The sequence below is a fragment of the Gilliamella sp. B2887 genome, from assembly GCF_026537015.1.
GTDB lineage: Bacteria > Pseudomonadota > Gammaproteobacteria > Enterobacterales > Orbaceae > Gilliamella.
Map to the genome: position 1 here is coordinate 98,070 of NZ_JAFNMX010000007.1, position 25,266 is coordinate 123,335.

23 protein-coding genes and 3 tRNA genes are annotated in these 25,266 nt (G+C 36.7%); 11 read left to right on the forward strand and 15 right to left on the reverse strand.

Annotated elements, in window-relative coordinates:
• Positions 1-9: 9 nt before the first annotated feature.
• The 6 genes from J3U13_RS07220 to J3U13_RS07245 all read right to left on the reverse strand — a co-directional run bounded on the left by J3U13_RS07220 (position 10) and on the right by J3U13_RS07245 (position 3,784).
• The gene (locus J3U13_RS07220) at positions 10-477 is read right to left on the reverse strand and encodes a PTS sugar transporter subunit IIB (RefSeq protein ID WP_267341119.1); all 468 of its coding nucleotides are present in this window, start codon (positions 475-477) and stop codon (positions 10-12) included.
• Positions 478-488: 11 nt separating this feature from the next.
• Positions 489-1,172 carry a GntR family transcriptional regulator gene (locus J3U13_RS07225; protein ID WP_267341120.1) on the reverse strand — a complete coding sequence of 228 codons (684 nt, stop codon included), beginning with the start codon at positions 1,170-1,172 and terminating at the stop codon, positions 489-491.
• Positions 1,169-1,891, reverse strand: coding sequence for a GntR family transcriptional regulator (locus tag J3U13_RS07230; RefSeq protein WP_267341122.1), 723 nt, complete (start codon positions 1,889-1,891; stop codon positions 1,169-1,171). The genes J3U13_RS07225 and J3U13_RS07230 overlap by 4 nt, the downstream gene beginning before the upstream one ends.
• Positions 1,892-2,193: 302 nt before the next feature.
• Positions 2,194-2,270, reverse strand: a tRNA-Pro gene (locus J3U13_RS07235).
• A gap of 19 nt (positions 2,271-2,289) precedes the next feature.
• Positions 2,290-2,365 (reverse strand) — tRNA-His (locus J3U13_RS07240).
• Positions 2,366-2,488: 123 nt separating this feature from the next.
• Positions 2,489-3,784, reverse strand: coding sequence for a serine dehydratase subunit alpha family protein (locus J3U13_RS07245; RefSeq protein ID WP_267341123.1), 1,296 nt, complete (start codon positions 3,782-3,784; stop codon positions 2,489-2,491).
• A gap of 362 nt (positions 3,785-4,146) precedes the next feature.
• Here J3U13_RS07245 and J3U13_RS07250 point away from each other — a divergent pair, with 362 nt between their 5' ends.
• Together J3U13_RS07250 and J3U13_RS07255 are read left to right on the forward strand one after the other, a co-directional pair.
• Positions 4,147-4,827: a response regulator transcription factor gene (locus tag J3U13_RS07250; protein WP_416380266.1), complete on the forward strand. Its 681-nt coding sequence runs from the start codon at positions 4,147-4,149 to the stop codon at positions 4,825-4,827.
• Positions 4,828-4,843: 16 nt separating this feature from the next.
• Positions 4,844-6,172, forward strand: coding sequence for an ATP-binding protein (locus tag J3U13_RS07255; protein ID WP_267341126.1), 1,329 nt, complete (start codon positions 4,844-4,846; stop codon positions 6,170-6,172).
• On the opposite strand, the gene J3U13_RS07260 is transcribed toward J3U13_RS07255, so the two are convergent.
• Positions 6,153-6,824 carry a M15 family metallopeptidase gene (locus J3U13_RS07260; protein ID WP_267341128.1) on the reverse strand — a complete coding sequence of 224 codons (672 nt, stop codon included), beginning with the start codon at positions 6,822-6,824 and terminating at the stop codon, positions 6,153-6,155. The two genes, J3U13_RS07255 and J3U13_RS07260, sit on opposite strands and share 20 nt — an antisense overlap.
• A gap of 181 nt (positions 6,825-7,005) precedes the next feature.
• On the opposite strand from J3U13_RS07260, the gene J3U13_RS07265 reads away from it, so the two are divergent.
• The 3 genes from J3U13_RS07265 to J3U13_RS07275 are packed head-to-tail and all read left to right on the forward strand — an operon-like array spanning position 7,006 to position 9,459.
• The gene (locus J3U13_RS07265; RefSeq protein ID WP_267341129.1) at positions 7,006-8,187 is read left to right on the forward strand and encodes a bifunctional tRNA (adenosine(37)-C2)-methyltransferase TrmG/ribosomal RNA large subunit methyltransferase RlmN; all 1,182 of its coding nucleotides are present in this window, start codon (positions 7,006-7,008) and stop codon (positions 8,185-8,187) included.
• A gap of 28 nt (positions 8,188-8,215) precedes the next feature.
• Positions 8,216-8,845 (forward strand): hypothetical protein, encoded by a 630-nt coding sequence (locus tag J3U13_RS07270; RefSeq protein WP_267341130.1) that lies wholly within the window; start codon positions 8,216-8,218, stop codon positions 8,843-8,845.
• A 32-nt stretch (positions 8,846-8,877) separates the two neighbouring features.
• Complete coding sequence (locus tag J3U13_RS07275; protein ID WP_267341131.1) at positions 8,878-9,459, forward strand: manganese efflux pump MntP family protein; 582 nt, start codon at positions 8,878-8,880, stop codon at positions 9,457-9,459.
• Between the two features lie 84 nt (positions 9,460-9,543).
• On the opposite strand, the gene groL is transcribed toward J3U13_RS07275, so the two are convergent.
• From groL to J3U13_RS07290, 3 genes are all read right to left on the reverse strand, one after another.
• Positions 9,544-11,190: a chaperonin GroEL gene (gene groL / locus J3U13_RS07280; RefSeq protein WP_267341132.1), complete on the reverse strand. Its 1,647-nt coding sequence runs from the start codon at positions 11,188-11,190 to the stop codon at positions 9,544-9,546.
• 46 nt (positions 11,191-11,236) lie between these two features.
• Positions 11,237-11,530, reverse strand: coding sequence for a co-chaperone GroES (locus tag J3U13_RS07285; RefSeq protein WP_034915350.1), 294 nt, complete (start codon positions 11,528-11,530; stop codon positions 11,237-11,239).
• 148 nt (positions 11,531-11,678) lie between these two features.
• Entirely contained in the window at positions 11,679-12,113 is a 435-nt protein-coding gene (locus tag J3U13_RS07290; protein ID WP_267341133.1) for an FxsA family protein, read from the reverse strand.
• A gap of 159 nt (positions 12,114-12,272) precedes the next feature.
• Here J3U13_RS07290 and J3U13_RS07295 point away from each other — a divergent pair.
• The 5 genes from J3U13_RS07295 to J3U13_RS07315 all read left to right on the forward strand — a co-directional run bounded on the left by J3U13_RS07295 (position 12,273) and on the right by J3U13_RS07315 (position 16,701).
• A tRNA-Phe gene (locus J3U13_RS07295) sits at positions 12,273-12,348 on the forward strand.
• A 523-nt stretch (positions 12,349-12,871) separates the two neighbouring features.
• Complete coding sequence (locus J3U13_RS07300) at positions 12,872-13,855, forward strand: sulfate ABC transporter substrate-binding protein (RefSeq protein ID WP_267341175.1); 984 nt, start codon at positions 12,872-12,874, stop codon at positions 13,853-13,855.
• An 80-nt stretch (positions 13,856-13,935) separates the two neighbouring features.
• Positions 13,936-14,754 (forward strand): sulfate ABC transporter permease subunit CysT, encoded by an 819-nt coding sequence (cysT, locus tag J3U13_RS07305; RefSeq protein WP_370632644.1) that lies wholly within the window; start codon positions 13,936-13,938, stop codon positions 14,752-14,754.
• Between the two features lie 9 nt (positions 14,755-14,763).
• The gene (cysW, locus tag J3U13_RS07310; RefSeq protein ID WP_267341134.1) at positions 14,764-15,612 is read left to right on the forward strand and encodes a sulfate ABC transporter permease subunit CysW; all 849 of its coding nucleotides are present in this window, start codon (positions 14,764-14,766) and stop codon (positions 15,610-15,612) included.
• A 9-nt stretch (positions 15,613-15,621) separates the two neighbouring features.
• Complete coding sequence (locus J3U13_RS07315; protein ID WP_267341135.1) at positions 15,622-16,701, forward strand: sulfate/molybdate ABC transporter ATP-binding protein; 1,080 nt, start codon at positions 15,622-15,624, stop codon at positions 16,699-16,701.
• Positions 16,702-16,720: 19 nt separating this feature from the next.
• Here J3U13_RS07315 and J3U13_RS07320 read toward each other — a convergent pair whose 3' ends face one another.
• The 5 genes from J3U13_RS07320 to sat all read right to left on the reverse strand — a co-directional run bounded on the left by J3U13_RS07320 (position 16,721) and on the right by sat (position 23,621).
• On the reverse strand, positions 16,721-17,674 hold the full coding sequence (locus tag J3U13_RS07320) for a LysR substrate-binding domain-containing protein (RefSeq protein ID WP_267341136.1): 954 nt from the start codon (positions 17,672-17,674) through the stop codon (positions 16,721-16,723).
• Positions 17,675-18,032: 358 nt separating this feature from the next.
• Positions 18,033-19,799, reverse strand: coding sequence for an assimilatory sulfite reductase (NADPH) hemoprotein subunit (gene cysI / locus J3U13_RS07325; RefSeq protein ID WP_267341137.1), 1,767 nt, complete (start codon positions 19,797-19,799; stop codon positions 18,033-18,035).
• A 47-nt stretch (positions 19,800-19,846) separates the two neighbouring features.
• Positions 19,847-21,640: an assimilatory sulfite reductase (NADPH) flavoprotein subunit gene (locus J3U13_RS07330; RefSeq protein WP_267341139.1), complete on the reverse strand. Its 1,794-nt coding sequence runs from the start codon at positions 21,638-21,640 to the stop codon at positions 19,847-19,849.
• Positions 21,641-21,779: 139 nt separating this feature from the next.
• The gene (locus tag J3U13_RS07335) at positions 21,780-22,415 is read right to left on the reverse strand and encodes a phosphoadenosine phosphosulfate reductase family protein (RefSeq protein ID WP_267341141.1); all 636 of its coding nucleotides are present in this window, start codon (positions 22,413-22,415) and stop codon (positions 21,780-21,782) included.
• A gap of 45 nt (positions 22,416-22,460) precedes the next feature.
• Positions 22,461-23,621 (reverse strand): sulfate adenylyltransferase, encoded by a 1,161-nt coding sequence (gene sat / locus J3U13_RS07340; RefSeq protein WP_267341142.1) that lies wholly within the window; start codon positions 23,619-23,621, stop codon positions 22,461-22,463.
• Positions 23,622-23,981: 360 nt separating this feature from the next.
• Between sat and J3U13_RS07345 the strand changes: the two genes are divergently transcribed.
• Positions 23,982-25,259 carry an MFS transporter gene (locus J3U13_RS07345; RefSeq protein WP_267341143.1) on the forward strand — a complete coding sequence of 426 codons (1,278 nt, stop codon included), beginning with the start codon at positions 23,982-23,984 and terminating at the stop codon, positions 25,257-25,259.
• Positions 25,260-25,266 lie beyond the last annotated feature (7 nt).

A 25,266-nucleotide genomic window follows, 5' to 3' on the forward strand; every position in this document is an offset into this window, starting at 1 on the left:
CCTTTTTGTCTATTTTTCGAATTTCTGCTTAGATTCATTTGGTATTTGTTGTATATATACTTCAACACCATCTCGTTGTAATTTAGCTAATAGATCTGCTTCTAAATTGGTTAAATTTATTGTTTTAGAGTAATTCTTCGTTCCGTCACGGGGTTTAGTTCCTCCTAAATTAAGACTAGTTATTTTTCCTTGAATGCCTCGGATTAATTTTTCAGCATCAGCCACGGACTCAACTACAATTAACATTTGATATTTATCCGTTACGCCAGAGTTAATCGCCTCAATACTGTCATCAACAGACTTCATTACTAATTTTGCGTTGTCAGGCTTAGCTAAACGAATTGCTGATTTACGCAGTTCATCACCCGCAACAGCATCATTGGCAACTAAAATTGTATTAGCGCCAACATTTTCAAACCATGAAACAACGACCTGACCGTGAACTAAACGGTGATCAACACGTAATAATTTAATCATTGGGTTACCTCCTAAGTGAAATCGACCACATATTTAGTATTACTAGCAAACTTATATTCAATAGCTATCGGTTCTCTATTAATATCAAAATAGTGATTAGAAATTTTAAATAATGGATCGTTAATGTTGCATCGTAACTGTTTTGCCAATTCAGCATTTGCCGCAATAAGCTGCAAATCCTGCTCTAATTTATCGACCTTTTTTTTGCCAGAATTAGTGATTTCGAGGGCTGATAAAACTTTGATGATAGATATTTGGAAATCGGGAAAATTATTAAGAGGTAAGAGAAAAATTTCTTTAACTGCACTGTTTTTTGCAATTTCTAAAAAACTAACGTAATAGATGAGCTCGGAGGGTTTTATTTTTAATAACAGACTATAGTAACTTCCTGCTTGTCTTAAATAGGTATCTTTAATAATTTTTTTATGATTTTGGTAAACAAAGGGTTTAATAATTCCAGTCATTTCTAAAATATTTTGGGTAGATAAGGTTGGTGCAACAAATAAACCAACTCCTTTTTTCCTAACCACCATATTTTTATCAACCAGCAGATCAATTGCTTTTCGAACAGTTGTTCTACTGACATTATAATCCTTTTGCAATTGCCCTTCAGGGGGTAATTTAGATCCAACTCTATAATGTCCAGTATTTATCTTATCCATAAAATGAGTGGCTATTTTTTCAAATAACTTCATTGATGCGTTACCTCATAATTGAAGATATTTTTAGCCGATAAATGATACCGAAATCGATTGCCAACTAAATACTGATCGGTGTGTTCAAATGGTTCGAAATGATTATCAAAACTATAGCTTGATACTTTATAAATTGGTGTACCTTCAGCAACTTGTAAATGTTTTGCTTTATCATCAGTTGCTGCTTCATAAGTAATCTCTTCTCTACCGTGGTTTGGGGTAAAATGGTAATGTTCTTTTAAAAATTGATAAAGAGAAATACCATTTAAATCTATCTGATTTAAATCTTTAAATTTTAGCGATGATAAATATGTAATTTCATAAGAAAGGGGATCTTGGTTTAAAAAGCGTTGTCGAATAATTCTAATTAACGGATCATTTGAACCAAAGAATGCTCTTAATTCAGCAGGCATTTTAATTATTTGGTTGGAAAGTACTTTTATTTTGATTTGTATATCATCATGTTTTTGGACCTCTTCACTAAATGAAGACATCTTCAGCATATTAATTTCAAAAATTTTATGGCATGGTAAGTTTTTATCATTTTGAAAAACATATCCTTCTATCGCTAAATCATTCAATGCGTTGCGTACAGTAGTTCGACTGACACCAAAGTATTTGGCAAGTCCTCTTTCTGTCGATTGATCGCTAATTATGTTGAGATTGGCTCGAATTTTTTCTTCAACATCTGTTTTTGCCGCAATATCACGATATTCCAAAGGTCACACTCCATTTGTGGGCTTTTTTATCCATCAGATATATCTTAATCCATATAAGATTGTTTAAAAAATATTAAAAAAAATACATGTTGTCAATTTTGAGTACCAAAATTGATATAGAGATCACATTTTTTATCGTAATCTAATAAAATTATTCAGATAAAGTGAATTGCGCTAATTAATCTATTTAATTCAGAGGATTAATTTTAATTAATGAAAAGCGATTATGTATAAATGAGGGAATAAAACGATAAACAGATAATAAAAAAGCCTACTCAATTGAGCAGGCTTTTTTTTTAAATTGGTCGGCGAGAGAGGATTCGAACCTCCGACCCACTGGTCCCAAACCAGTTGCGCTACCAAGCTGCGCTACTCGCCGTTAGATTTTTTCTATAAAATGGGGTGGCTAATGGGATTCGAACCCACGACAACTGGAATCACAATCCAGGGCTCTACCAACTGAGCTATAGCCACCATAGAAGTAGGACGAGATATTACGCATAAAAAATAACATTGTCCAGTATAATTTTTCAAAAATGTTCTGACTGCTTATATTAAAAGCGTTAAAAGCTTAATATTTTATCATTACTGATGTGATTAAGCTTTATGTGACATAATATTAATGATTTGTGTGTCGGTTGCTTTCATACTATTGCTAACAATGGCTCCAAGATTATCAATTGAAGCCTCGACGCTATCACAAACTATCCCTTCTTTACCTGTCACTCGAATACGATTTAATGCCATTAAAACAGCTTTAAAACTCGAAGATACCGAAGTTGACACTTTCATTGCACAACTATTGGAGGCTCCATCACAAATAATACCAGATAAATCACCAATCATACTACAAATAGCCATATCTACTGGTTCATATTGTCCTTTACCAAGTAACCATGCCATACCAGCGGCAGAGCCCATTGCTGCGGTTGATGCAGCACAAAGTGCCGATAAAGGCGGGAATTTACTATGAATATAAATTGCAATAGTATGAGATAAAATGAGTGCTCTAGCCAATTGTTCTGTTGTTGCTTTTAAATAATCGGCAACCACCACCACGGGCATAGTTGCGGTAATACCTTGATTTCCAGAACCAGAATTGCTCATCGCAGGTAAAGTTGCACCACCCATTCGAGCATCGGATGCTGCAGTTGTGCGAATAATCACTTTAGATAACAGGTCATCAGCCAACAAGCCAGTTTTTGTTTGTTCATTTAGTGTAGCGGCAATACTTAAGCCATAATCTCGCCTTAATCCTTCTTGAGATAATGCATCGTTTAATTCAGCAGAATGTAAAATAAATTCGATATCATCAAAATTACAGCGTGTTGCAAATTCATATATCTGTTTGACTGACATCTGAGTTATGATTGAATCTTTTTTAGACTCGTCTTGTGTTTTATTCTCTGCTTTGAAAATGATTTCACCATTTTTTTCTATTAACACTATGTTTGTGTGTGATTTTTCGATACATACTCTAACATGATCGGTCTTAGTGTAAATATTGGCTTCAGAATAAATAGCTGCATTATTATTAGCAATGTGTACAGTGACTTTTTGCTCTTTAAGTAGCGTTTTAGCTTGGTTAATTTGTTTCGGTGTAATTTTTTTTAGTACTTCAAGACCTGCTTTGGCATCACCACCTATTGCGCCAATAGCTGCTGCAATAGGTAACCCAACCATCCCTGTACCAGGCACTGTCACTGCCATACCATTTTTCATTAAATTTGGTGAAACATAAGCATCAATGTGACGGATACTGTTTTTATCAATATATTTAGTAGCAACCGCTGATGCCAAAGCAAGAGATATGGGCTCTGTACAACCTAATGCAGGTAAAACTTCATGTTTCACTAATTGAATTAATTTTTTCCACACTACTTGTTGTTCCATTTTTTATCTCCATATCATTGCACTATGATAAATAGTGCTAGATGGTAAAACATTTTATAAAAGATAAATATAATAGTTAGTTTAAATTTTAATGTTAAGATTGCAAAGTAAATAATTAAATATGTTGCACTGGAATAAATAAAGTTTATTATTTAAATTATTTTTAGCAAAAAATTATGTTAATCTTTTTAAAAAAATATGTTGCAATTTTAGCATGAATCTAAACTTTTATTTGGTTAAACAGTGAATTAAATAATCAAGAATTGTTCAAAATATGTAATATTTTAGTAAAATTACCTGACTTTTTTTTTATTATTGTAATAATGTAACTACATAAAATTAAATAATAATGGCGATATATGATAAATATTTTGTTAATTGATGATGATGTCGAATTATCACAGATGCTTAGTGAATATCTAACCAATGAAGGTTTTAATATCAAAAGTGTTTATTTGGGTAAAGATGCTATTGATGAAGCATTATCGGGGAAATATCGTGCTGCAATTCTAGATGTTATGTTGCCTGATATTAATGGTATTGACGTTCTTAAAAGTATACGTCAACAGTGTAATATGCCCGTTATCATGTTAACAGCTAAAGGCGACAATATTGATCGTGTGTTAGGTTTAGAATTAGGCGCAGACGATTATATCCCTAAGCCGTGTTATCCTCGTGAACTACTAGCCAGATTACGCGCAGTATTGCGTCGTTTTGATGAACGAACAGTTGAGTTAGTGGATGATAAAAAATACCATTTTAATGGCTTGACATTAGATTTACCTCAACGATTATGTACATGGAATGGACAAGTTATTGACTTAACATCGACTGAATTTAATTTATTAGTTTTACTCGTAAAAAATAGTGAACGAGTTGTGACTAAAGAAGAATTATCTGAAGTTGGACTTGGTCGCGCTAGAGAGCTTTATGATCGTAGTGTTGATGTCCATATCAGTAATATTCGTCAAAAATTATATCAAGTTGCCCAAAATGACGTGACAATTGAAACCATCAGAGCTGTAGGTTATCGTATTCGTTAATGACAGTAGGTTTGCTATGAATCGTCGATTATTTTGGAAAATACTTGTTATATTTTGTGTGATGTTTTTTCTTACCTTTCAGTTAACATGGATTGCTTTTTCGCTCTATGTAGAAGACAAAAATAGACAAGTTCTCAATCATATGCCGACTAAAGTCGATATGATTGCGCAATTATTGCATGTGGCTGGTGAAGAAGATACACTTAATTTTATTGCACATTTACCCGAACGAGAGCGAGTATTGCTGTCAATAAAATTGGTTTCTCCTCAAAATGATCAAGTTAATATCCTAAATGATGAATTAGAATCTCCGAATTATATGTACCAACGTTCGGCCGTTGCTCCTGATGGAACACTGTATTCTGTTTCGTTTAAAAAAGAAGAAATAAATACTCAGTTCCAAAAAATACTGTTTAATATGCCAATGCCTATTACACTAACGGGAGTTTTAGTTGGACTCACGTTAAGTCTTACTTTAGCCTGGAATTTAACTAAACCAATGCGGTTATTAAGACAGGGTTTTTTTCGAGTATCACAAGGTGATCTTTCGGTTCGATTATTTGATAAATTAGAATATCGGCATGATGAGATAAGCGAAGTAGGTAAAGATTTTGATATGATGGTTGAACAACTCAATATCTTAATCTCAGATCGTCAAGCATTGTTGCATGATGTATCGCACGAACTTAGAACGCCGCTGGCGCGTTTGCAGTTAGCTATTGGGCTTGCTCAGCAGAATAAACAAAATATCGATACTTGTTTAGCAAGAATTGAGCTGGAATCCGAACGATTAGATCAGTTAATTGGCGAAATATTAAAATATTCCCGTTCCGAAATGAACAATCGTAATGATGAATATTTTGACTTGAAAGATTTATTAAGTGTAGTGATCAATGACGCTAACTATGAAGCAAATCATCAATCAATTGATGTGCATTTTATCCCTTCAACCATTAATCATTCGATAGTCAAAGGCAATTCAGAACAGATACGTCGCGCGATTGAAAATATTATTCGTAATGCGATTCGCTTTTCACAATCTGGGCAAGCTATTGAGGTCTCGTTAAAAGAAACGAACAAATATTTACAAATAGAAGTTAAAGATCGCGGACCAGGTGTTGAATGGAATAAATTATCCAGTATTTTTGAACCATTTGTTCGTATTCAGTCACCACAACTTGGTAAGGGTTATGGATTGGGATTAGCTATTGCTCGAAAAACCGTCGTTATGCACAACGGTACTATTAAAGCAGCTAATCGAGAAGGAGGTGGACTTGTTGTGACTATATATTTACCGTATTGGCGTAAATTACAAACAATTGCACCTAGTAACACTCGCTATTAACGGACAATACGTATTCTTTAATTAAGTCCCGTAATTTAATTTTATCATGCCCTGTAAAGGTCAGGGTTTGGATAATTTTATTCGGTTCACTGTCTAATATCTGTTTATACTGAGCAATATATTGACTGGCAATAGGTTGGTATGACCAATGCCACTCTTCAGGAAGATAGCCACCTTTACGACCTTCGTTAAAGGCTTGGCAAAAACCGTACTTAGGCATATTTTCTTGCAACCATTTATAGAGAATAATGCCTTTTTTATCCTGCCTAAAAAAATCGGATGACACACTAGTGATATCAATGTCTGTACCCCAATGGTGTCTCGAAGTACCAGGCATTGATGAAAATTTTAAAATTTCCGTTGCAATGTTTTGTGGATCATTGATTTTTTTTAACAATGCATCCCATTTACGTTGCCAAATGCCATTTTGATACGTGTAATTACGAGTTGCACTTACCACAATAAAAGGAATATCTGGATGTCTCTTCTTAAAATCATTATAAGCTTTGATTAGTTGCTCTGTAGGCTCTTTTTGTAGATACATTCCGTTTTTGTTAACAGGTAAAACGGTTGAATCTAATGATATAAAATCTCTGTCTTTTTTTTCGTCAAATTGCCCTGTAAGTTTATTTAATGGAATTGAATGTGCCATAGTGATTGTCAAATCTAAAAATAGAGTTAATATCAATATAATATTGAGAATTAATTTTAATTTTATTGTTTTTATTATCATTTTGAGTTTCTATAATATTCTATTAGCCAGATAAGGTGAAAACCAGTATAATCCTTTCCCTAAAAATTGAAATAGCCATAATGTGTAAAAACGAGGCCTTATGTTAAAATCTGCTACATCTAACACGTCTGTAATTAATTCAGATGCTGCTAATACAATTAATGTTCATTCAACACAAGAAAAAATAAATCTACTCAATTTTACGCGTCAGCAATTGCGTGATTTTTTTATATCGCTTGGGGAAAAGCCCTTTAGAGCTGATCAAGTGATGAAATGGATCTATCATTTTGGGATAGATGATTTTGATCTGATGACCGACATCAACAAAAAGCTCCGTGAACAACTAAAAAAATTAGCTGAAATTAAAGCGCCTAAAATTGCTCTTGAACAGCGATCATCGGATGGTACCATTAAATGGGCATTAGATGTGGGTAATAATCAGATGATTGAATCGGTTTATATCCCTGAACGTGATCGAGCAACTTTGTGCGTATCATCACAAGTGGGCTGTGCGCTGGAATGCAAATTTTGTTCAACTGCTCAGCAAGGTTTTAATCGCAATTTAACCGTTTCTGAAATTATTGGTCAGGTTTGGCGAGCATCAAATGCGATTGGTGTCACAGGCAAATTAGCCGATCGGCCGATCACGAATGTTGTTATGATGGGTATGGGTGAACCTTTACTTAATTTATCTAATGTTGCACCAGCCATGGAAATCATGTTAGATGATTTTGGTTATGGTTTATCAAAAAGACGCGTCACACTTTCAACCTCTGGTGTAGTACCGGCATTAGATAAATTGGCAGGAATGATTGATGTTGCCTTAGCGATTTCACTTCATGCTCCAAATGATGAAATCCGCAGTGAAATTATGCCAATCAACCAAAAATATAATATGGCCATGCTGCGTGATTCAATTTTACGTTATCTATCAACATCAAATGCTAATCACGGTAAGGTGACAATCGAATACGTTTTACTCAATCAAATCAATGATAGTGTTGAACATGCGCATGAGCTGGCAAAGTTCTTAAAAAATGTGCCAAGTAAAATCAATTTAATTCCATGGAATCCATTCCCTGGCGCACCTTATTCTCGTTGTTCAAATACCCGAATTGATCGCTTTATGAAAACATTAATGGGGTATGGATTTACGGTTATTGTTCGCAAAACCCGCGGTGATGATATTGATGCCGCTTGCGGGCAGCTTGCTGGTGAAGTGGTTGATCGAACTAAACGAACCTTGTATAAAAAGCAAAACCTTGTTCAGAAAACAGCATAAATCTTCTAATATAAAAAAGGAAGTGTAAATGAAAAGATCGTTAATAGTGTTCAGCTGTTTTTCTATGCTAATGCTTGCAGGTTGTCAAACTAATAATAGAGAAGAGTTTGACCCAGAAACTGCTGCATTAGCAAGAATGCGATTAGGGTTAGGTTATTTAGCTAAAGCCAATGAATCCGAAGATAATATTAAGGCTGCACATTATAATCTAAAATTAGCTTCCCAGTATTCGCCCAATAATCCACAAGTGATGCTAGCAATGGCAATGTTTGATCAGCATGTTGGCGAGTATAACGAAGCAGAAATGATCTACAAACGTATTACATTAATGCAACCTGGTAATGGTTTATATCATGTTCATTATGGTTCTTTTTTATGTGGTAGAGATCGTTATCAAGAAGCCCAAAAACAATTTAAACAAAGCCTAGATCTCGACAAACATCATTGGAAAGCTGATGCCTACGAGCAGTATGGTTATTGTGCGATTCAAAATGGCGATACAAAAACAGCAGATCTTATGTTCAAGCAACTTTTTGAATATGATTCAAGTCGCCGAAGTAGTGTAATAAAAACAGCGGAAATTTATAAAAACAAAGGCGATGAAAGTGTCTCTAACTATCTGTTATTAATATCCAAAAAAATAAATTACAAGAATTAGAATAAATATCATTAGAAGCAAGAGTAACAATCATGAGTTTTTGGGCTATTTTATTACTAGCATTAGCCATGTCGACGGATGCATTTGCGGTAGCGATTTGTCGTGGCGTATCGCTCAAATCAACACCGTTTTTAGGGGCATTAAAAGTGGGGATCTTATTTGGCATTGTTGAAGCCATTACCCCAATACTAGGCTGGTTAATTGGCTATATTGCCTTGCAATATATCGAAAAATGGGATCATTGGGTAGTGTTTATTATCATGTTATTTTTAGGTATAAACATGATTTATAACAGCCTAACATCATTAGATGAAAACGATCAGGAAGAAGAACTAGTATCAGCAAATAATAAAAAATCTTTTTTTATGTTAATCTTTACCGCTATATCAACTAGCATTGATGCATTTGCCGTTGGGGTCGGTTTAGCAATGGCGAATGTTAATATCTATTTTACGGCATCAATGATTGGGTTAGCAACGTGTGTGATGGTGACAACAGGTCTATTACTAGGAAAAAAATTAGGCTGTGTTGTAGGCAAAAACGCGGAGCTTTTAGGCGGATTAGTGCTGATTACAATTGGTATAATTACACTTTATCAACATTTAACAACCTAATTTTAATATGTTATAAAAAATTTCTTTAGGTATAAAAAAACCACTCACATATCGGAGTGGTTTTTATTAGGAGAAACAGCAGAATTACATCATTCCGCCCATTCCACCCATGCCGCCCATACCTGCAGCAGCACCTAAATCAGCTTTATCATCTTTAGGTAAATCAGTAACCATACATTCAGTTGTGATCATAAGACCCGCAACAGATGCCGCATATTGTAATGCGCTACGCGTTACTTTAGTTGGATCTAAGATACCCATTGCGATCATATCGCCGTACTCTTCAGTTGAAGCATTGTAACCATAGTTACCTTTGCCACCTTTAACTGCGTTAACCACAACCGATGCTTCTTCACCACAGTTAGTCACGATTTGACGTAATGGCGCTTCCATTGCACGAAGGGCAACTTTAATACCAACGTTTTGATCTTCGTTTGCACCTTTAAGGTCTAAAATTGCAGATGCAGCACGAACTAACGCAACACCACCACCGGCAACCACACCTTCTTCAACCGCTGCGCGAGTAGCATGTAATGCATCTTCAACACGTGCTTTTTTCTCTTTCATTTCAACTTCAGTTGCTGCACCAACTTTAATTACTGCAACACCACCAGCTAATTTAGCTACACGTTCTTGAAGTTTTTCTTTATCGTAATCAGAAGTTGATTCTTCGATTTGTTTACGAATTTGTTCAACACGTGCACTGATTAAAGACTCTTCACCCACACCATCGATGATAGTGGTATTGTCTTTATTGATAACAACACGTTTAGCTTGACCTAGGTCTTCTAAAGTAGCTTTTTCAAGCTCTAAACCGATTTCTTCTGAAATTACCGTACCAGCTGTTAAAATCGCGATGTCTTGTAACATAGCTTTACGACGATCACCAAAGCCAGGTGCTTTAACTGCGGCAACTTTAACAATACCACGCATAGTATTCACAACTAAAGTGGCTAATGCTTCGCCTTCAACATCTTCAGCAATGATTAGTAGTGATTTACCTGCTTTAGCCACTGCTTCTAATACTGGTAATAATTCACGGATGTTAGAGATTTTTTTATCCGCTAATAAAATGTATGGGCTATCTAATTCAACAGTAGCTGTTTCTGGTTTATTGATGAAATATGGTGATAAATAACCACGATCAAATTGCATACCTTCAACAACATCAAGCTCGTCTTGTAAACCAGTACCATCTTCAACAGTGATAACACCTTCTTTACCCACTTTTTCCATTGCTTGAGCAATTAAAGTACCCACAGTTTCATCTGAGTTAGCAGAGATTGTACCTACTTGAGCAATCGCTTTAGAGTCTGCACAAGGTGAAGATAATTTTTTAAGCTCTTCAACTGCTGCAACAACTGCTTTATCGATACCACGTTTTAAATCCATTGGATTCATGCCAGCCGCAACCGCTTTTAAACCTTCGTTAACAATTGCTTGCGCAAGGACTGTTGCGGTAGTTGTACCGTCACCAGCGGCATCGTTTGCTTTTGAAGCCACTTCTTTAACCATTTGTGCACCCATGTTTTCGAATTTGTCTTCTAATTCGATTTCACGAGCAACTGACACACCATCTTTAGTAATAGTTGGTGCACCAAATGATTTATCTAATACTACATTACGTCCTTTTGGACCTAAAGTGACTTTAACTGCATCAGCTAATACATTCACACCCTTAAGCATTTTAGTACGGGCATCATTACCAAATTTTACATCTTTAGCTGCCATTTTGTATTTCTCCTAAATTCTGTCTATAAATTAAATTATTTGCCAATTACGCTTGAACAATGGCTAAAATATCGCTTTCAGATAAGATAAGTACTTCTTCATTATCAATTTTTTCTGTTTTAACGCCATATCCTTCATTGAAAATTACGATATCACCAACTTTAACATCGAGTGGTTGAACTTGACCATTTTCCAAAATGCGACCATTACCAACCGCTAAAACTTCACCACGTGTTGATTTACCCGCAGCTGAGCCTGTTAAAACAATACCGCCAGCTGATTTTGATTCTACTTCTTTGCGTTTAATGATCACACGATCATGCAATGGACGAATTTTCATTAGTTATCTCCTAGCACTAATTTAAATTAAATAATTATTAACAATAAATCATAAAATTATGATCTATATAATATAGTGAACATTACATGGGGTTTATTTTAAATTCTTCAAGATAATAAAATTAAAAAATTTTCTAATTGATTAATTATTAATCATCTTTACGCTCAAATTCCCCCTCAATTACATCATTAAGTTGCACATTGCTGCTAGAAGAAAATGAGCGAACTTTGAAAGGAAATTTTTTAACAATAAAGCGAACAATATAATCTTGAATGCGTGGAATTAACAAAATCGCGCCAAGCATATCGGTTAAAAAACCCGGAATTAGCAATAAAAAACCCGCAAAGAGTAAGGACACGCTCTTAATAATTTCATCTTTAGGGCTTTGATGATTAGCAATTTTTTGTTGCATAATACTTAGGTTATTTAAACCCTGCTTTTTAATTAAAGAAAACCCAATAATCGAAGTGGCAATAATGCCAATTAAAGCAAGAAAAACACCTATTGAATCTGCAACGTTTATAAAGAAACTGAGTTCAAAATAAGCATAGATAAAAAAAATAATAAATCCAAAGACTCGCATATAAAATTCCTCTAAATATAGAGTGATATTATGTCATAATAAGTTATTAATATAGTGATAACTAGTTAAATTTCAACCAAACAGTAGAGTTTTTTTAAAATATCTTATAAAAAGGATTGACGGATAATCGGGAATCGTGTTTAATACACCTCCATTGTTGCCCGGATAGCTCAGTCGGTAGAGCAGGGGATTGAAAATCCCCGTGTCCGTGGTTCGATTCCGCGTCCGGGCACCAATTCTAAAAGAACACCAGCGAAAGCTGGTTTTTTTGTGTCTGAAATTCCGCTAAATATATTCTCTATCTTTTTTAAGCATTTTCGTTGTAATACCAGTGATAGTTATGATGCTAGATAGCTTGCTTTTATAAATCAATTAAAAAAGTATATGAATTAAGAACTGTCTTGAGCTGATTATAAACTCCAAATAATAGATTTTGTTTGTAATATGATAGTTTGAAAGATTGTGTAACGACGATTTACAATCGTTGTATCGTAATACAATGGCACATCTAAGATCTGCTTAAAGAATATTTGCTTGAACTGTTTTTTTATACCCAAAACCTCGACACTCTCATCACCCTCCACACCTATATATCTATTTTTGTTATAACTAAATGCAAAATAATCGTTTTCGCATCTCACCATAATTTGGTCTAATTATTTCATATTTTTATCATTACTAATCCAATACATTAGTCGTGTAGCGTGAGGTGTCGAGTGAAAAATTTACCTTTTTTTCAAAAGTTATATAGGCATGGGATCAGCTTAATCTTATTGGCAATTTGCACTTTTATACATCAAGCGCAAGCAATTGAATTACTCAATGTCTCTTATGATCCCACGCGAGAACTTTATAAAACATATAATCAGGCTTTTATCGAGTATTGGCAGCAGCAAACCGGTGAACGGTTGACGATAAATAATTCGCATGGTGGGTCTGGTAAACAGGCGCGTTCGGTCATTGATGGTTTGCAAGCTGATGTGGTTACCCTTGCTTTAGCGAGTGATATTGATGCATTAAATCGTTATCAAACTAACATATCACCTGATTGGCAAGCTAGGTTGCCAAATAATAGTGCGCCTTACCATTCAACTATTGTTTTTTTAGTGCGTAAAGGTAACCCAAAACAGATTTATGATTGGGGTGATCTCATAAAAGATGATGTTGAGGTAATAACACCCAATCCCAAAACCTCGGGTGGGGCTCGTTGGAATTTTTTGGCGGCTTGGGCTTATGCTAAAAGTACCTATGGTAACGATGAACAAGCTCAAGATTTTGTCACCAAATTATATCAACATGTTCCGGTTTTAGACACTGGTGCCAGAGGCGCAACCATTAGCTTTGTACAGCGAGGCTTAGGTGATGTTTTAATTTCTTGGGAAAATGAGGCTTATTTGGCGTTAAGAGAGCAAGGTGGCGAACAATTAGAAATTATTATGCCCTCATTATCCATTTTAGCTGAGCCGACTGTGGCTTTAGTCGATAAAGTTGTTGATAGCAAAGGTACACGTAAGCAAGCGCAAGCTTATTTGGAATACTTATATAGCGAGCCGGCACAACATATTATTGCCAAGCATTTTTATCGTCCTGTTAATCCTGATGTCCTTAAACAATATGCTGATCAGTTTCCTACTATTAAGTTAGTTACGGTTGATAACGATTTTGGTGGATGGCAAACAGTGCAAAAAAAATTTTTTAGTGATGGGGCCATCTTTGATGCAATTTATGCTGAGATAAACTAATTACTGCTTATTCTGGCGATGTTAAGTGTGTGCTCACTTAGCTTTGCGGTATAAAGGTGAATGTTATGAAAGTTGCAAGCATTAAACAACAACGGATCATCCCAGGTTTTAACTTAACGTTAGGTTATACTTTAACCTTTCTTAGTTTGATTGTGCTTATTCCGTTATTAGGTTTGTTTCTTTATTCAACAAAGCTGTCTTTTGAGGAGTGGCATCGGTTATTAGTCAGCAAACAGTTTTTATTGGCATTAACGCTTTCATTAAGTACCGCATTTATCAGCGCCGGTTTAAACAGCTTTATTGGTTTATTATTGGCTTGGGTACTGGTACGTTATCGATTTCCGGGACGGAAGATAATGGATATCTGTATTGATATCCCGTTTGCCTTACCAACAGCCGTTGCTGGCATTGCGTTAACCGCAATTTATGCCAAAAATGGGCCAATTGGGCAATGGTTCAGTTTTAAAATTGCTTATACCCCCATTGGCATTACCTTAGCGCTGTTATTTGTTACATTGCCGTTTGTTGTGCGTACTTTACAACCGGTAATGGCTGATTTACCACGTGAACAAGAAGAAGCGGCGAGTTTGCTTGGTGCATCGCCTAGGCAAATTTTTATGCATATTATTTTACCGGCCATTTTACCTGCTTGGCTAACGGGGTTTACCCTCGCTTTTGCTCGTGCTATTGGCGAATATGGTTCAGTGGTCTTTATTGCCGGTAATATTCCATTTAAGACCGAAATATTACCGTTATTAATTGTCTCAAAACTTGACCAATATGCTTATGATGCCGCTGCCGCGATTGGTGTAACGATGTTACTGATTGCTTTTGTATTGTTATTAATTATGAACAGTTTACAGCGAAAACTTAACCGTAAGATTAATAAAAACCATTAATATAAGATTATGCAGATATTACAATCAATAACAGAAAAAAAGAGAGTAACCCGTTTACAGCTATTGCTAATCTTATTGGCGGTATTGCTGTTTTTCGGACTTTTGGTGTTGCCGCTGGTTGTGGTGCTCGCGCAGGGGCTAGCTAATGGTGTAAATGCATTTTGGCAAGTGATTATTGAGCCAGATACCTTATCCGCTTTTAAATTAACACTGATTGCCGTTGGTGTAGCGGTGCCATTAAATGTGATATTTGGTGTATGTGCAGCTTGGGTCATAACTAAATATCAGTTCAAAGGCAAACAAATATTAGTCACATTAATTGATTTACCGTTCTCGATTTCCCCCATTGTGGCAGGTTTAATCTATGTATTGCTATTTGGCGCACAAAGTGCGTTGTATCCGTTTTTGCAGGCGTGGAATATTCAAATTGTCTATGCGATTCCAGGAATTATCTTAGCAACGATTTTTGTATCCGTTCCTTTTGTGGCAAGAGAACTCATTCCGATAATGGCGCTACAAGGTACTCATGAAGAAGAGGCCGCCAGCGTCCTTGGTGCAAATGGCTGGCAAATTTTTTTCCACATTACTTTACCCAATATTAAATGGGCCTTAATGCATGGTGTTGTTCTTTGCACCGCTCGCTCACTCGGTGAGTTTGGCGCGGTATCGGTTGTTTCTGGGCATATTCGTGGTTACACCAATACCTTACCGCTTCATGTTGAGATTTTATACAATGAATACAATATTGTTGCTGCATTCAGTGTCGCTATTTTGCTATTAATGATGTCGCTTGCGTTACTCTTGATTCGTCAATGGATTGAAAGGCGCTTAGCCAATGAATGTCATTACGGGAACTAAGAGGTAGATATGAGTATTACACTACACAATATCAATAAAAGTTTTGAACACGTTAATGTCTTAGAAAATATCAATTTCAGCATAAAACAAGGTGAATTAGTTGCACTATTAGGCCCATCTGGTTGTGGAAAAACAACTTTACTGCGCATTATAGCCGGTTTAGAAACAGCCAGTTCAGGACAAATCTATTTTGCTGATAGGGAAGTAACAAAGCTGAGCGCCAAGCAACGAGATATTGGTTTTGTCTTTCAAAATTACGCGTTATTTCGGCATATGAATGTAGCTGAAAATGTGGCATTTGGACTAAAAATGAAACCAAGATCAGTACGATTAAATAAAACAGCAATTGATGAACGCGTTAATCAATTACTCGAATTAGTGCAACTTGACCATTTTGCCAAACGTTATCCAGACCAACTGTCAGGTGGTCAGCGTCAGCGAGTTGCGTTAGCGCGTGCGTTGGCTTCGAAACCTAATGTATTGTTGCTTGATGAACCCTTTAGTGCTTTAGATGCTAAAGTCCGTAAAGATTTAAGACGTTGGTTACGTGATTTTCATCATGAACTCAATGTTACCAGCATCTTTGTTACCCATGATCAAGAAGAAGCACTGGAAGTTGCTGATAGAATAATTTTAATGAATCAAGGTCACATCGAGCAAATAGGTACCCCTGCCGAAGTCTATAAGCAACCCAAAACCGCCTTTGTTGCGCATTTTCTAGGGGATGTTAACCTTTTATATGGTTACATTGAAAATAATACATTAATTATTGGTGATTTTCACAAAGATATGAGGGAACAAGGTACCTGGTCTGATCAGTCTGCTCTTGCTTATGTTCGACCTCACGAAATCAGTATTGCTAAAATGGCCCGAAAAAATGATATCCAAGGAGAAGTTGTACGTATACATACGGCTGGTCCAACCGTCTTTCTGGAAATTGCTGTAGCCGGACAACCAAAGCATATTGATGTATCTATTAGCTATCGACAATATGAACAACAGCAAGTTGAAATTGGTGATACTGTCTACTGGCAACCCTCACTCGTTAATATTTTTATGCAAGATGAGCTATTAGAGTTTATGATTTAAGGAGAATGATTCCTATAAATTAAATCTGATAATCAAGTATTTTAGAGTGTGATTGCTCAAATAATGCATGGCTTTTGATGTCTTCCAGTGATAGTTCTTGATTGCATAATTGGATAAAGCGCCAAATATAATTGCGTTGTAATTTATGTCGCTTTAATCCGAGCCATGTAATATGTGACTCAAACAGATGTTTCGCATCCAATTCAACTAAATTGATATCATGATCAGGGTTATACATTTTATTGCCTAAAATACCAATCCCTAATCCTAACTCAACATAGGTTTTAATAACATCAGGCTCTTGAACATTGAGCGAGATATTGGGCGTTAATCCAGTAGCTGAAAAGGCTTTATCGATACTGTTACGAGGAAAGATTCCTTGACGATAAGTGATGATAGGTAACGGTTGCAACATATCTAATGTCACTTTATCGGCTTTAGTCAAAGGGTGATCTTTGGGGGTAACTATCGAGTAATGCCAGCGATAAAAAGGGTAGGTAGCAAGTGAATTGTTATCCACTCTTTCATTATCAATACCGATATCCGCTTCGCCGGAAAGGAGCTGGGAGATAATTTCACTGGATGAACCCTGATTGATAATGATATGGACTTTAGGAAAAAGCATTCTAAAAGATTTTATAATGTTCGGAAGAATATAACGAGCCTGCGAATGAGTGGTCGCTATCACTAATGAACCTTCATCAGTATTAGAAAAAATGGTTGATAACCGCTGAATATTATTAATTTCATTTAAAATGCGCTCGGCAATAACCACCAATTCCAAACCAGGTTCAGTCATATTAATCAGCCGTTTACCTTGGCGAATAAAAAGATCAATATTCAGCTCCTCTTCGAGCTCTTTGATATGACGGCTTACTCCTGACTGAGATGTATATAAAGAATTTGCGACTTCGGTTAAATTATAATTACAACGCGCAGCTTCCCGAATAATCCTTAATTGTTGTAAGTTCATAGCGATCTTTCCAGTAAAAATTACTTTATTTTCATTGATATAGTTTTATTATTTATGTGTAATTTGCTGTATATAATTAATAACGCGTATTAAAAAGTAAATTATTTAAAAATTTCAGACCGCCAGCGAACATAAGCAATATCCTAAAATAGGTTATAGGTATTTTATCTCATTTATAAATTATGTTTATTCCTAATTTTATTAATAAAATTACGTGTTTCGATAAGTAATTTCAGTATAAAAGAACGTATAAAAAAGACAAATATGATAAAGTAATAACCATATGAATTATGGCTATATATGCCTACAGTCAATAAACATAGTTTAAAATTATCAATCAACAACTTTTATACTCATCTCAATTCGCCTCCTGATAAAAATCAATTGCTGAATTGAGTACCGGTTTCACAATCTCATGACGAATAACAAAATCACCAAATCCTTCTTCTTTATTACGATGAATGGACCATGCGGCAATAAGTGGTTCGAGTGCTAATAAAATCTCTTCTACATTCACGTTTTCTTTGTATAACCGCGGAATTCGTGTGCCTTCTCGATTACCGCCGAGATATAAATTGTAGCGCCCCGGTGCTTTACCCACCATGCCCACTTCCGCCAACATGGCTCTGGCGCAACCGTTAGGGCAACCGGTTACACGCAAAATAATATAATCATCGGATAAGTGATGCTGAGTTAACATCTGTTCTATTTTAGTTACAAACGTCGGTAAAAACCGTTCTGCTTCAGCCATAGCAAGTGGGCAAGTTGGGTAAGACACACAGGCCATGGAATATTTACGTTGTAATGTGACAGTATCGTCAAGCAAACCATATTGTCGTGCAATTTGTTCAATGGCTGCTTTTTGTTCTGCTGGCACGTTAGCAATAATTAAGTTTTGATTGGCGGTTATACGCAGATCACCTTGATGAATTTTGGCAATTTCTGCAACGCCGGTTTTTAATGGTTTATTGGGATAATCAAGTAACCGACCATTTTCAATAAATAACGTTAAATGCCAGTTATCATCAATACCTTTATACCAACCAAATTGATCACCACGTTGACTGAATTTATAAGGTTTACTACTTAGAAATTTACTTCCAGCACGTAGTTCAACCTCTTTTTTGAAGTTTTCCACGCCAACGCGTTCAAGCGTATATTTGGTTTTGGCATTTTTGCGATTATGGCGGTTGCCCCAGTCACGTTGGGTGGTCACAACGGCCTCAGCAAACGTCAGTACTTTTTCGACAGGAATAAAACCAAAATCGTCGGCTTTGCGTGGGTAAGTTGTTTTATCACCATGCGTCATTGCCAAACCACCACCAACTAATACATTAAAGCCGATCAGTTCGCCTTTTTCTGCGATCGCCACAAAGCTAAGATCATTAGCATGAACATCCACATCATTAATCGGGGGGATGACAACGGCAGTTTTAAATTTACGCGGTAAATAAGTCGAACTTAAAATTGGCTCACTATCGGGGGTAGAAAGCTTTTCACCATCCAGCCATATTTCAACGTAAGCACGGGTTTTCGGTAAAAGATGTTCTGAGATTTTACTTGCCCAATGATAAGCTTGTTGATGAACTTTTGATTCCACAGGATTTGAAGTACATAAAACGTTACGATTCACATCACCGGCCGTGGCGATCGAATCCAGTCCTATCTTATGCAACAGCTGATGAGCAGATTTAAGGCTGCGTTTAAACAGTCCGTGAAATTGGAAAGTTTGTCGAGTCGTGAGTCGAATACTGCCATATTTTGTTGCTTCAGTAGCAAATTTATCGATAGTCAGCCACTGTTTCGGGGTGATGATACCACCGGGCAGGCGGCAACGTAACATCATGGAGATCAGTGGCTCGAGTTTTTGTTCTGTGCGTTCTTTACGAATATCGCGATCATCTTGCTGATACATGCCATGTAAGCGAATTAGCTGAGAATTATCGCTGTTAAAGCCACCCGTTAAACCGTTATTAAGATCATCAACGATAGTGCCTCGCAAATAATTACTTTCTCGCTTAAATCGTTCAGAATCCGATAAAGGCAGATCAGAGACATCATTTTGTGGCGGTGTTAAATTGACGGTTTGAGTCAGGGTAACGGTTTTAGATTTATTGTTGCTCATATTACATCACTCGATAAATTAAAATTAGTTGTGGTATCTGTTTATCATTAGTAAACATCTCGTTGATAGCGTTTTTGACTTCTTAATTCATCCAAATAACTGATAGCTTGTTCTTGACGATATTGTGCTTGAGTCATTAAAATTTGTTGAAGCGCTAAATCAACCGCTTTTGCCATACGTTTAGCATCCCCACAAACATAGATAAAGGCACCTTCTTGTAGCCATTGCCAAATATTACTGGCTTGAGCCATTAATTTATCTTGTACATAGATTTTCTCGGCTTGATCTCGTGACCAAGCAAGATCGATGTGAGTTAACAGACCTTCTTTAACATAGCTCTGCCATTCCACTTGATAGAGAAAATCGGATATAAAATGTGGATTACCAAAGAATAACCAATTCTTACCGGTAGCACCTTGACTCGCACGCTGTTGTAAGAACGCCCGAAACGGGGCAATGCCTGTACCGGCAGCAATCATAATGATTGGTGCATGAGTATCATCAGGTAATCGGAAATTATCATTATGCTCAATAAAAATTTTGACTTGATCTTGATCAGCAATTTGATTTGCTAAGAATCCAGATGCGCCGCCCATACGGATCTTATCGTCGACCTGATAACGCACTACATTCACGGTAAGATGAACTTCTGAGCCAACTTCATCTTGCGCAGAAGCAATGGAATAGAAACGCGGAGTAAGAGGTCGAAGCAATTCAACAAAAGTCTGTGCCGCTATCTTGCCACGATAGCGGTTAAGCATATCAACCAGTGGTAATGTTTGACTCATTTCCAATAAGGCTTCTCGATCCCCCATTAAGGTAAGAAGTTCGGGGTGTTGAACGGCTTGAGCGTATTTTTCAATAATGATCGGCGTATTTTGAGTCAATTCAACATATTCAGTCAGAACCGTTTTTAAAGCGATCTGTTGTCCATGATGTTCAACTGGCATTTCACCTGCAAGCTGGGTGATACTTAGTATCTCCTCCACAAGTTCATTACTATTTTGATACCAAACACCTACCGCATCACCAGGTTGATAATGAAGATCCGAATCGGACAGGTCAAGCTCAATATGACGAATATCGCGATCTGAATCGCATGAGGTGATTTTTTGATTAACGTTAACGGCGGCAATAAATGGATTATCGCGGTGATAAAGGCTACTGTTAACGGCTATACTGGTTGAATTTTCTGTTGGCGATTGTGTGTTTGATGGTTGTAATTGACTAAGTTTATCAATCACTGCCTGTCGCCAAGTGGTACTTACGGTTTGAAAATCTGTATCAGCATCTACGCGTACTAGCAGGCGCTGAGCCTCTAATTCAGCGAATCGTTGATCAAAGTCTTTAGCGGCTTGACAAAATTTTGGATAAGAAGCGTCGCCTAAGCCAAAAACCGCAAACTGTAAATGAGTTAATTTAGGCGCTTTAGCGGCAAACAGATATTTATAGAGTGACAGCGCTTCTTCCGGTGGCTCACCCTCACCTTGGGTTGAGGTCACCAATATTAATATCTCTTCCTGACTGAGTTTTTTAGCTTTATATTCTCCTGCCGGCAGATGAGTCACCACAATACCCAAACGTTCAATATCCTGACTTAACTCGTTAGCGACTCGGCGGGCATTACCGGTTTGTGATGCCGATAGGATTGTGACTTTTTTCGGTTGCTCCGCTTGTGTCATATTGGAGGGGAGGGTGGTACTCGGTAAAGCTTGTTCGATGGAACTTTTTTCTGCCACTCCCCATAAATAACCCGATAACCAAGCTAGCTGCTTATCGTTGCAATTTTTAATAATTTTTTTTAACTCATCACAATTAAAAGGAAAATGTTGTGTACTCATATGATGACCTTATCTGATAGCGTTTAGGCTATCGTTAAATTGCTATTGGCTCGCAACCTTAACGAGTTAGGGTAAATCTAACCAATATTGTTTTACTCATCTTCTGTTGGTAAAGTCCAATGTGGATCGATCCTAAAAATCAAAAAGTTATTTTATGTAAACCGCACTCTCTACCTTGTGGTCCTTTGGTTGGATCGACGTAGTCCATTTCGTTAGGCAAATTAAGCTTTTCGATATAATTCTGCATATCTTGACTTGTCCAATCGAGTAGTGGGGCGATCTTAAATAAATTGTCCCCTGCTTTTGTTACAATATTGAGTTCTTGCCTTAGCGCAGATTGTTCACGGCGTAGTGCAGTAAACCACAATGTGGGTTTGAGTGTGGACAAAGCACGGTTAAACGGTTCAATTTTAACAATTTGTGTAAACTCGGTGTGTTCCGGCGTATCAAGTTCAGGTAGCCCACCATATCGCACATTTAAATAAGCGGTCGTCCTTTGTGGGACAAAAATATGCAGATTAAGATTAAGTTGCTTAGTAATTTCATTGGCTACGCGATAAGTTGCATTGGTGGCATAGCCGTTATCGACCCAAACAACCTTAATATTTGGATCGATTTGGGTAACAAGGTGCAAAAGTACGGTCTCATAAGGGCCAAAATGGGTACTGATAATACTTTTAACGGGAATATCTTGTTGTTTTTTCAGTGCCCATTCAATAATGGTTAACGGTGACTGATTTTGCAATTTTTGGTTAACTTTAGTTAAATCTAGCATGGCTTTTCCCTTTATTGATTTATGAATGATTAACTATTTAACAGATTACTGATTTACCCATTGATATAACTCAGCAACGACTTCTGGTCGGCTAAATGTTTCTGGTATCGGCTCTTTGGCTTGTAAACGTCGTCTGACCTCTGTGCCTGAAATAAGAACGCGATCAGCACTACCGTGTGGACAAGTTTTCGTTGATGCCATACCGTCACATTTATGGCAATAAAATGTCCAGTCAATCTTAATTGGCTTAATGAGTAAATCGTCATCCTGCAAATGGCTAAAGATCTCTTGTGCAGCAAACGGTGAGTAAAAATCCCCAACCCCAGCATGATCGCGGCCTACGATAAGATGACTACAACCATAATTTTGTCTAAAAAGGGCATGCAGTAACGCCTCTTTCGGCCCAGCGTAGCGCATATCTAAAGGGTAACCGGAATGAATAACGGAATCTGGCACAAAGTAATTGTGAATTAAACTATTAATTGCTTTAAGACGAATGTTGGTCGGTACATCGCCGGGTTTTAAGTTACCAAATAATGAATGGATAAGCACACCATCAAAAAGTTCTAACACGGTTTTAACTAAATATTCGTGTGAACGATGCATTGGATTACGAGTTTGAAAGGCCGCTATTTTTTTCCAACCTAATTGATTAAAGCGTTCCCGTGTCTGTTGTGGCGTTAAAGCATATTGACCAAACTGTGCTTTAAAGCCATTATCGTGCAGAACCCGGACTTTACCACCTAAATTAACCGGTGGTTGAGCCATCAGCATTGCAACACCAGGATGACTTGGATCTGTCGTTGTAAACACCTGATTAGCTTCATATTGTTTATCTGGACGATAAATACTATCCACATTCAAAATACCGATTATCTGCCCATCTGGTGTTTTTAAAGCGATTTCATCACCTAATTTTAGGGTATCAGCTTGAGCATCGGTCACCGATACGGTTATGGGAATTGGCCAAAAAACCCCGTTCGCTAAATGCATATTATCGCACACGCTACGCCAGTCCTCTTCTCGCATAAAGCCATACAGAGGTGTAAAACCCCCGACGCCTAACATCACTAAATCCCCTGTTTCACGACTGGATAAGGTGATGGCTGGTAAATTTTTTGCATATTGTTGCAGGGCTAGCCGTTCATCGTCATTAACCTGTAAAGGTTGTAAACTGTCACTAGCATGAGGCGCGATCAATCCCATAATGATTCCTTACCTATCTCGTTATTTTTATTATGTCTAATTAAAAGCGATTATCGACAAATAAGGAAATATCAATTTTATATACCATTATGCGATTTGTGCATATTCATTGGTTAACGTTGATTGAAGATGCTATCACTACAATAAGATGAAAGTTATCGGGAGCCCAAAGCTAAAGTGTTATAATCAATTTGTCTGCATCAAGTTGACTGTACTCAACAAAATAAAAGTATTGTTAAATTTCAATATATATTTTTTATTCTCTTTTCCGATAACAAATTGTGATGTTGAGAGTTTTGTGCTAGTTTCATTATTCATTACTGGCTATGCCATCGTTATTGCTCAATCCAAGGTTTACTTATGTCAAATTCATCTGCAAAAAAAGTGGCGTTTGCTGCTTTTATTGGTACTACTATTGAATGGTATGATTTTTATATCTATGCGTTAGCATCGGTATTGATTTTTGGTCAGCTATTTTTTCCGTCTGATAACGAGTTTGTACAAATTTTAGGGGCATTTGCTACCTTTGCAGTAGGTTTTTTATCCCGTCCTTTCGGTGCGATGTTATTTGGGCATATTGGTGATCGCTTAGGGCGCAAAAAGTCGTTAATTATTACGTTAGTGTTAATGGGCGTAGCCACAACCTGTGTCGGGTTATTGCCCTCTTACCAACAAGCTGGAGTGATATCGCCAATTTTATTGGTTGCATTGCGAATTTTACAAGGTGTTGCCGTTGGTGGTGAGTGGGGGGGTGCCGTGTTGATGACGAATGAACATGCGCCGAAAGGATTGAAAAACTTCTTTTCATCCTTTGCTCAGTGGGGAAGCCCAGCAGGCAATATTTTAGCATTACTGGTTTTTTCTTATATTATTCGTTTACCTGTTAATGAACTGATTGATAGTGGTTATTGGCGTATTCCTTTTTTAGCCAGTGCGATTTTGTTAATTATTGGCATTATTGCTAGAGTGACGTTAACCGAATCGCCGGTTTTTGTTGAAGCATCTAAAAAACAAGCAGACTTAAAGCAAGAGTCAGCACCGATTATTGAAGTATTTAAAAAAGCATTGCCATTATTAATATTAGCGATTGGTGCTAATGTGCTGTCATTTAGCGGTATCTTTTCCAATACCTTAATGATTGGTTATACGACTTTGGTACTTGGTGTCGAAAAATCAGTGATAGTTGATGCACTGTTTTGGATTGCTATTGTCCATTTTGTTGCTCAACCGTTTATCTCTTATTGGTCTGAAAAATTCTCGGCAACTCGCTTTTTGATTTGTACAGCAATGTTGGCAATGGCATCGGTATTCTTGTTATTCCCGATTATAAATTCAGGCACAAAAACCAGTTTTATTATTGGGATTTCGTTAAATGTGATTTGTTACAGCGGTTTTTATGGTGTGATAGCTGGGTATTTAAGTCGTATTTTCCCTGCCAGAATGCGCTATACCGGGTTATCAATGAGTTATCAAGGATGTGCGGCTATTTTTGGTAGCTTAATTCCGATGATAGGGGGTTATGTTATTTATACCTTCAAAAGTTTTTGGTTACCATTAGCCTTGTTTTATTGCGGTTTAGCACTGATATCCATTATCTGCATCTACTTGTTAAGCAAATATCGTTATTATGATGAATAATAAGGTC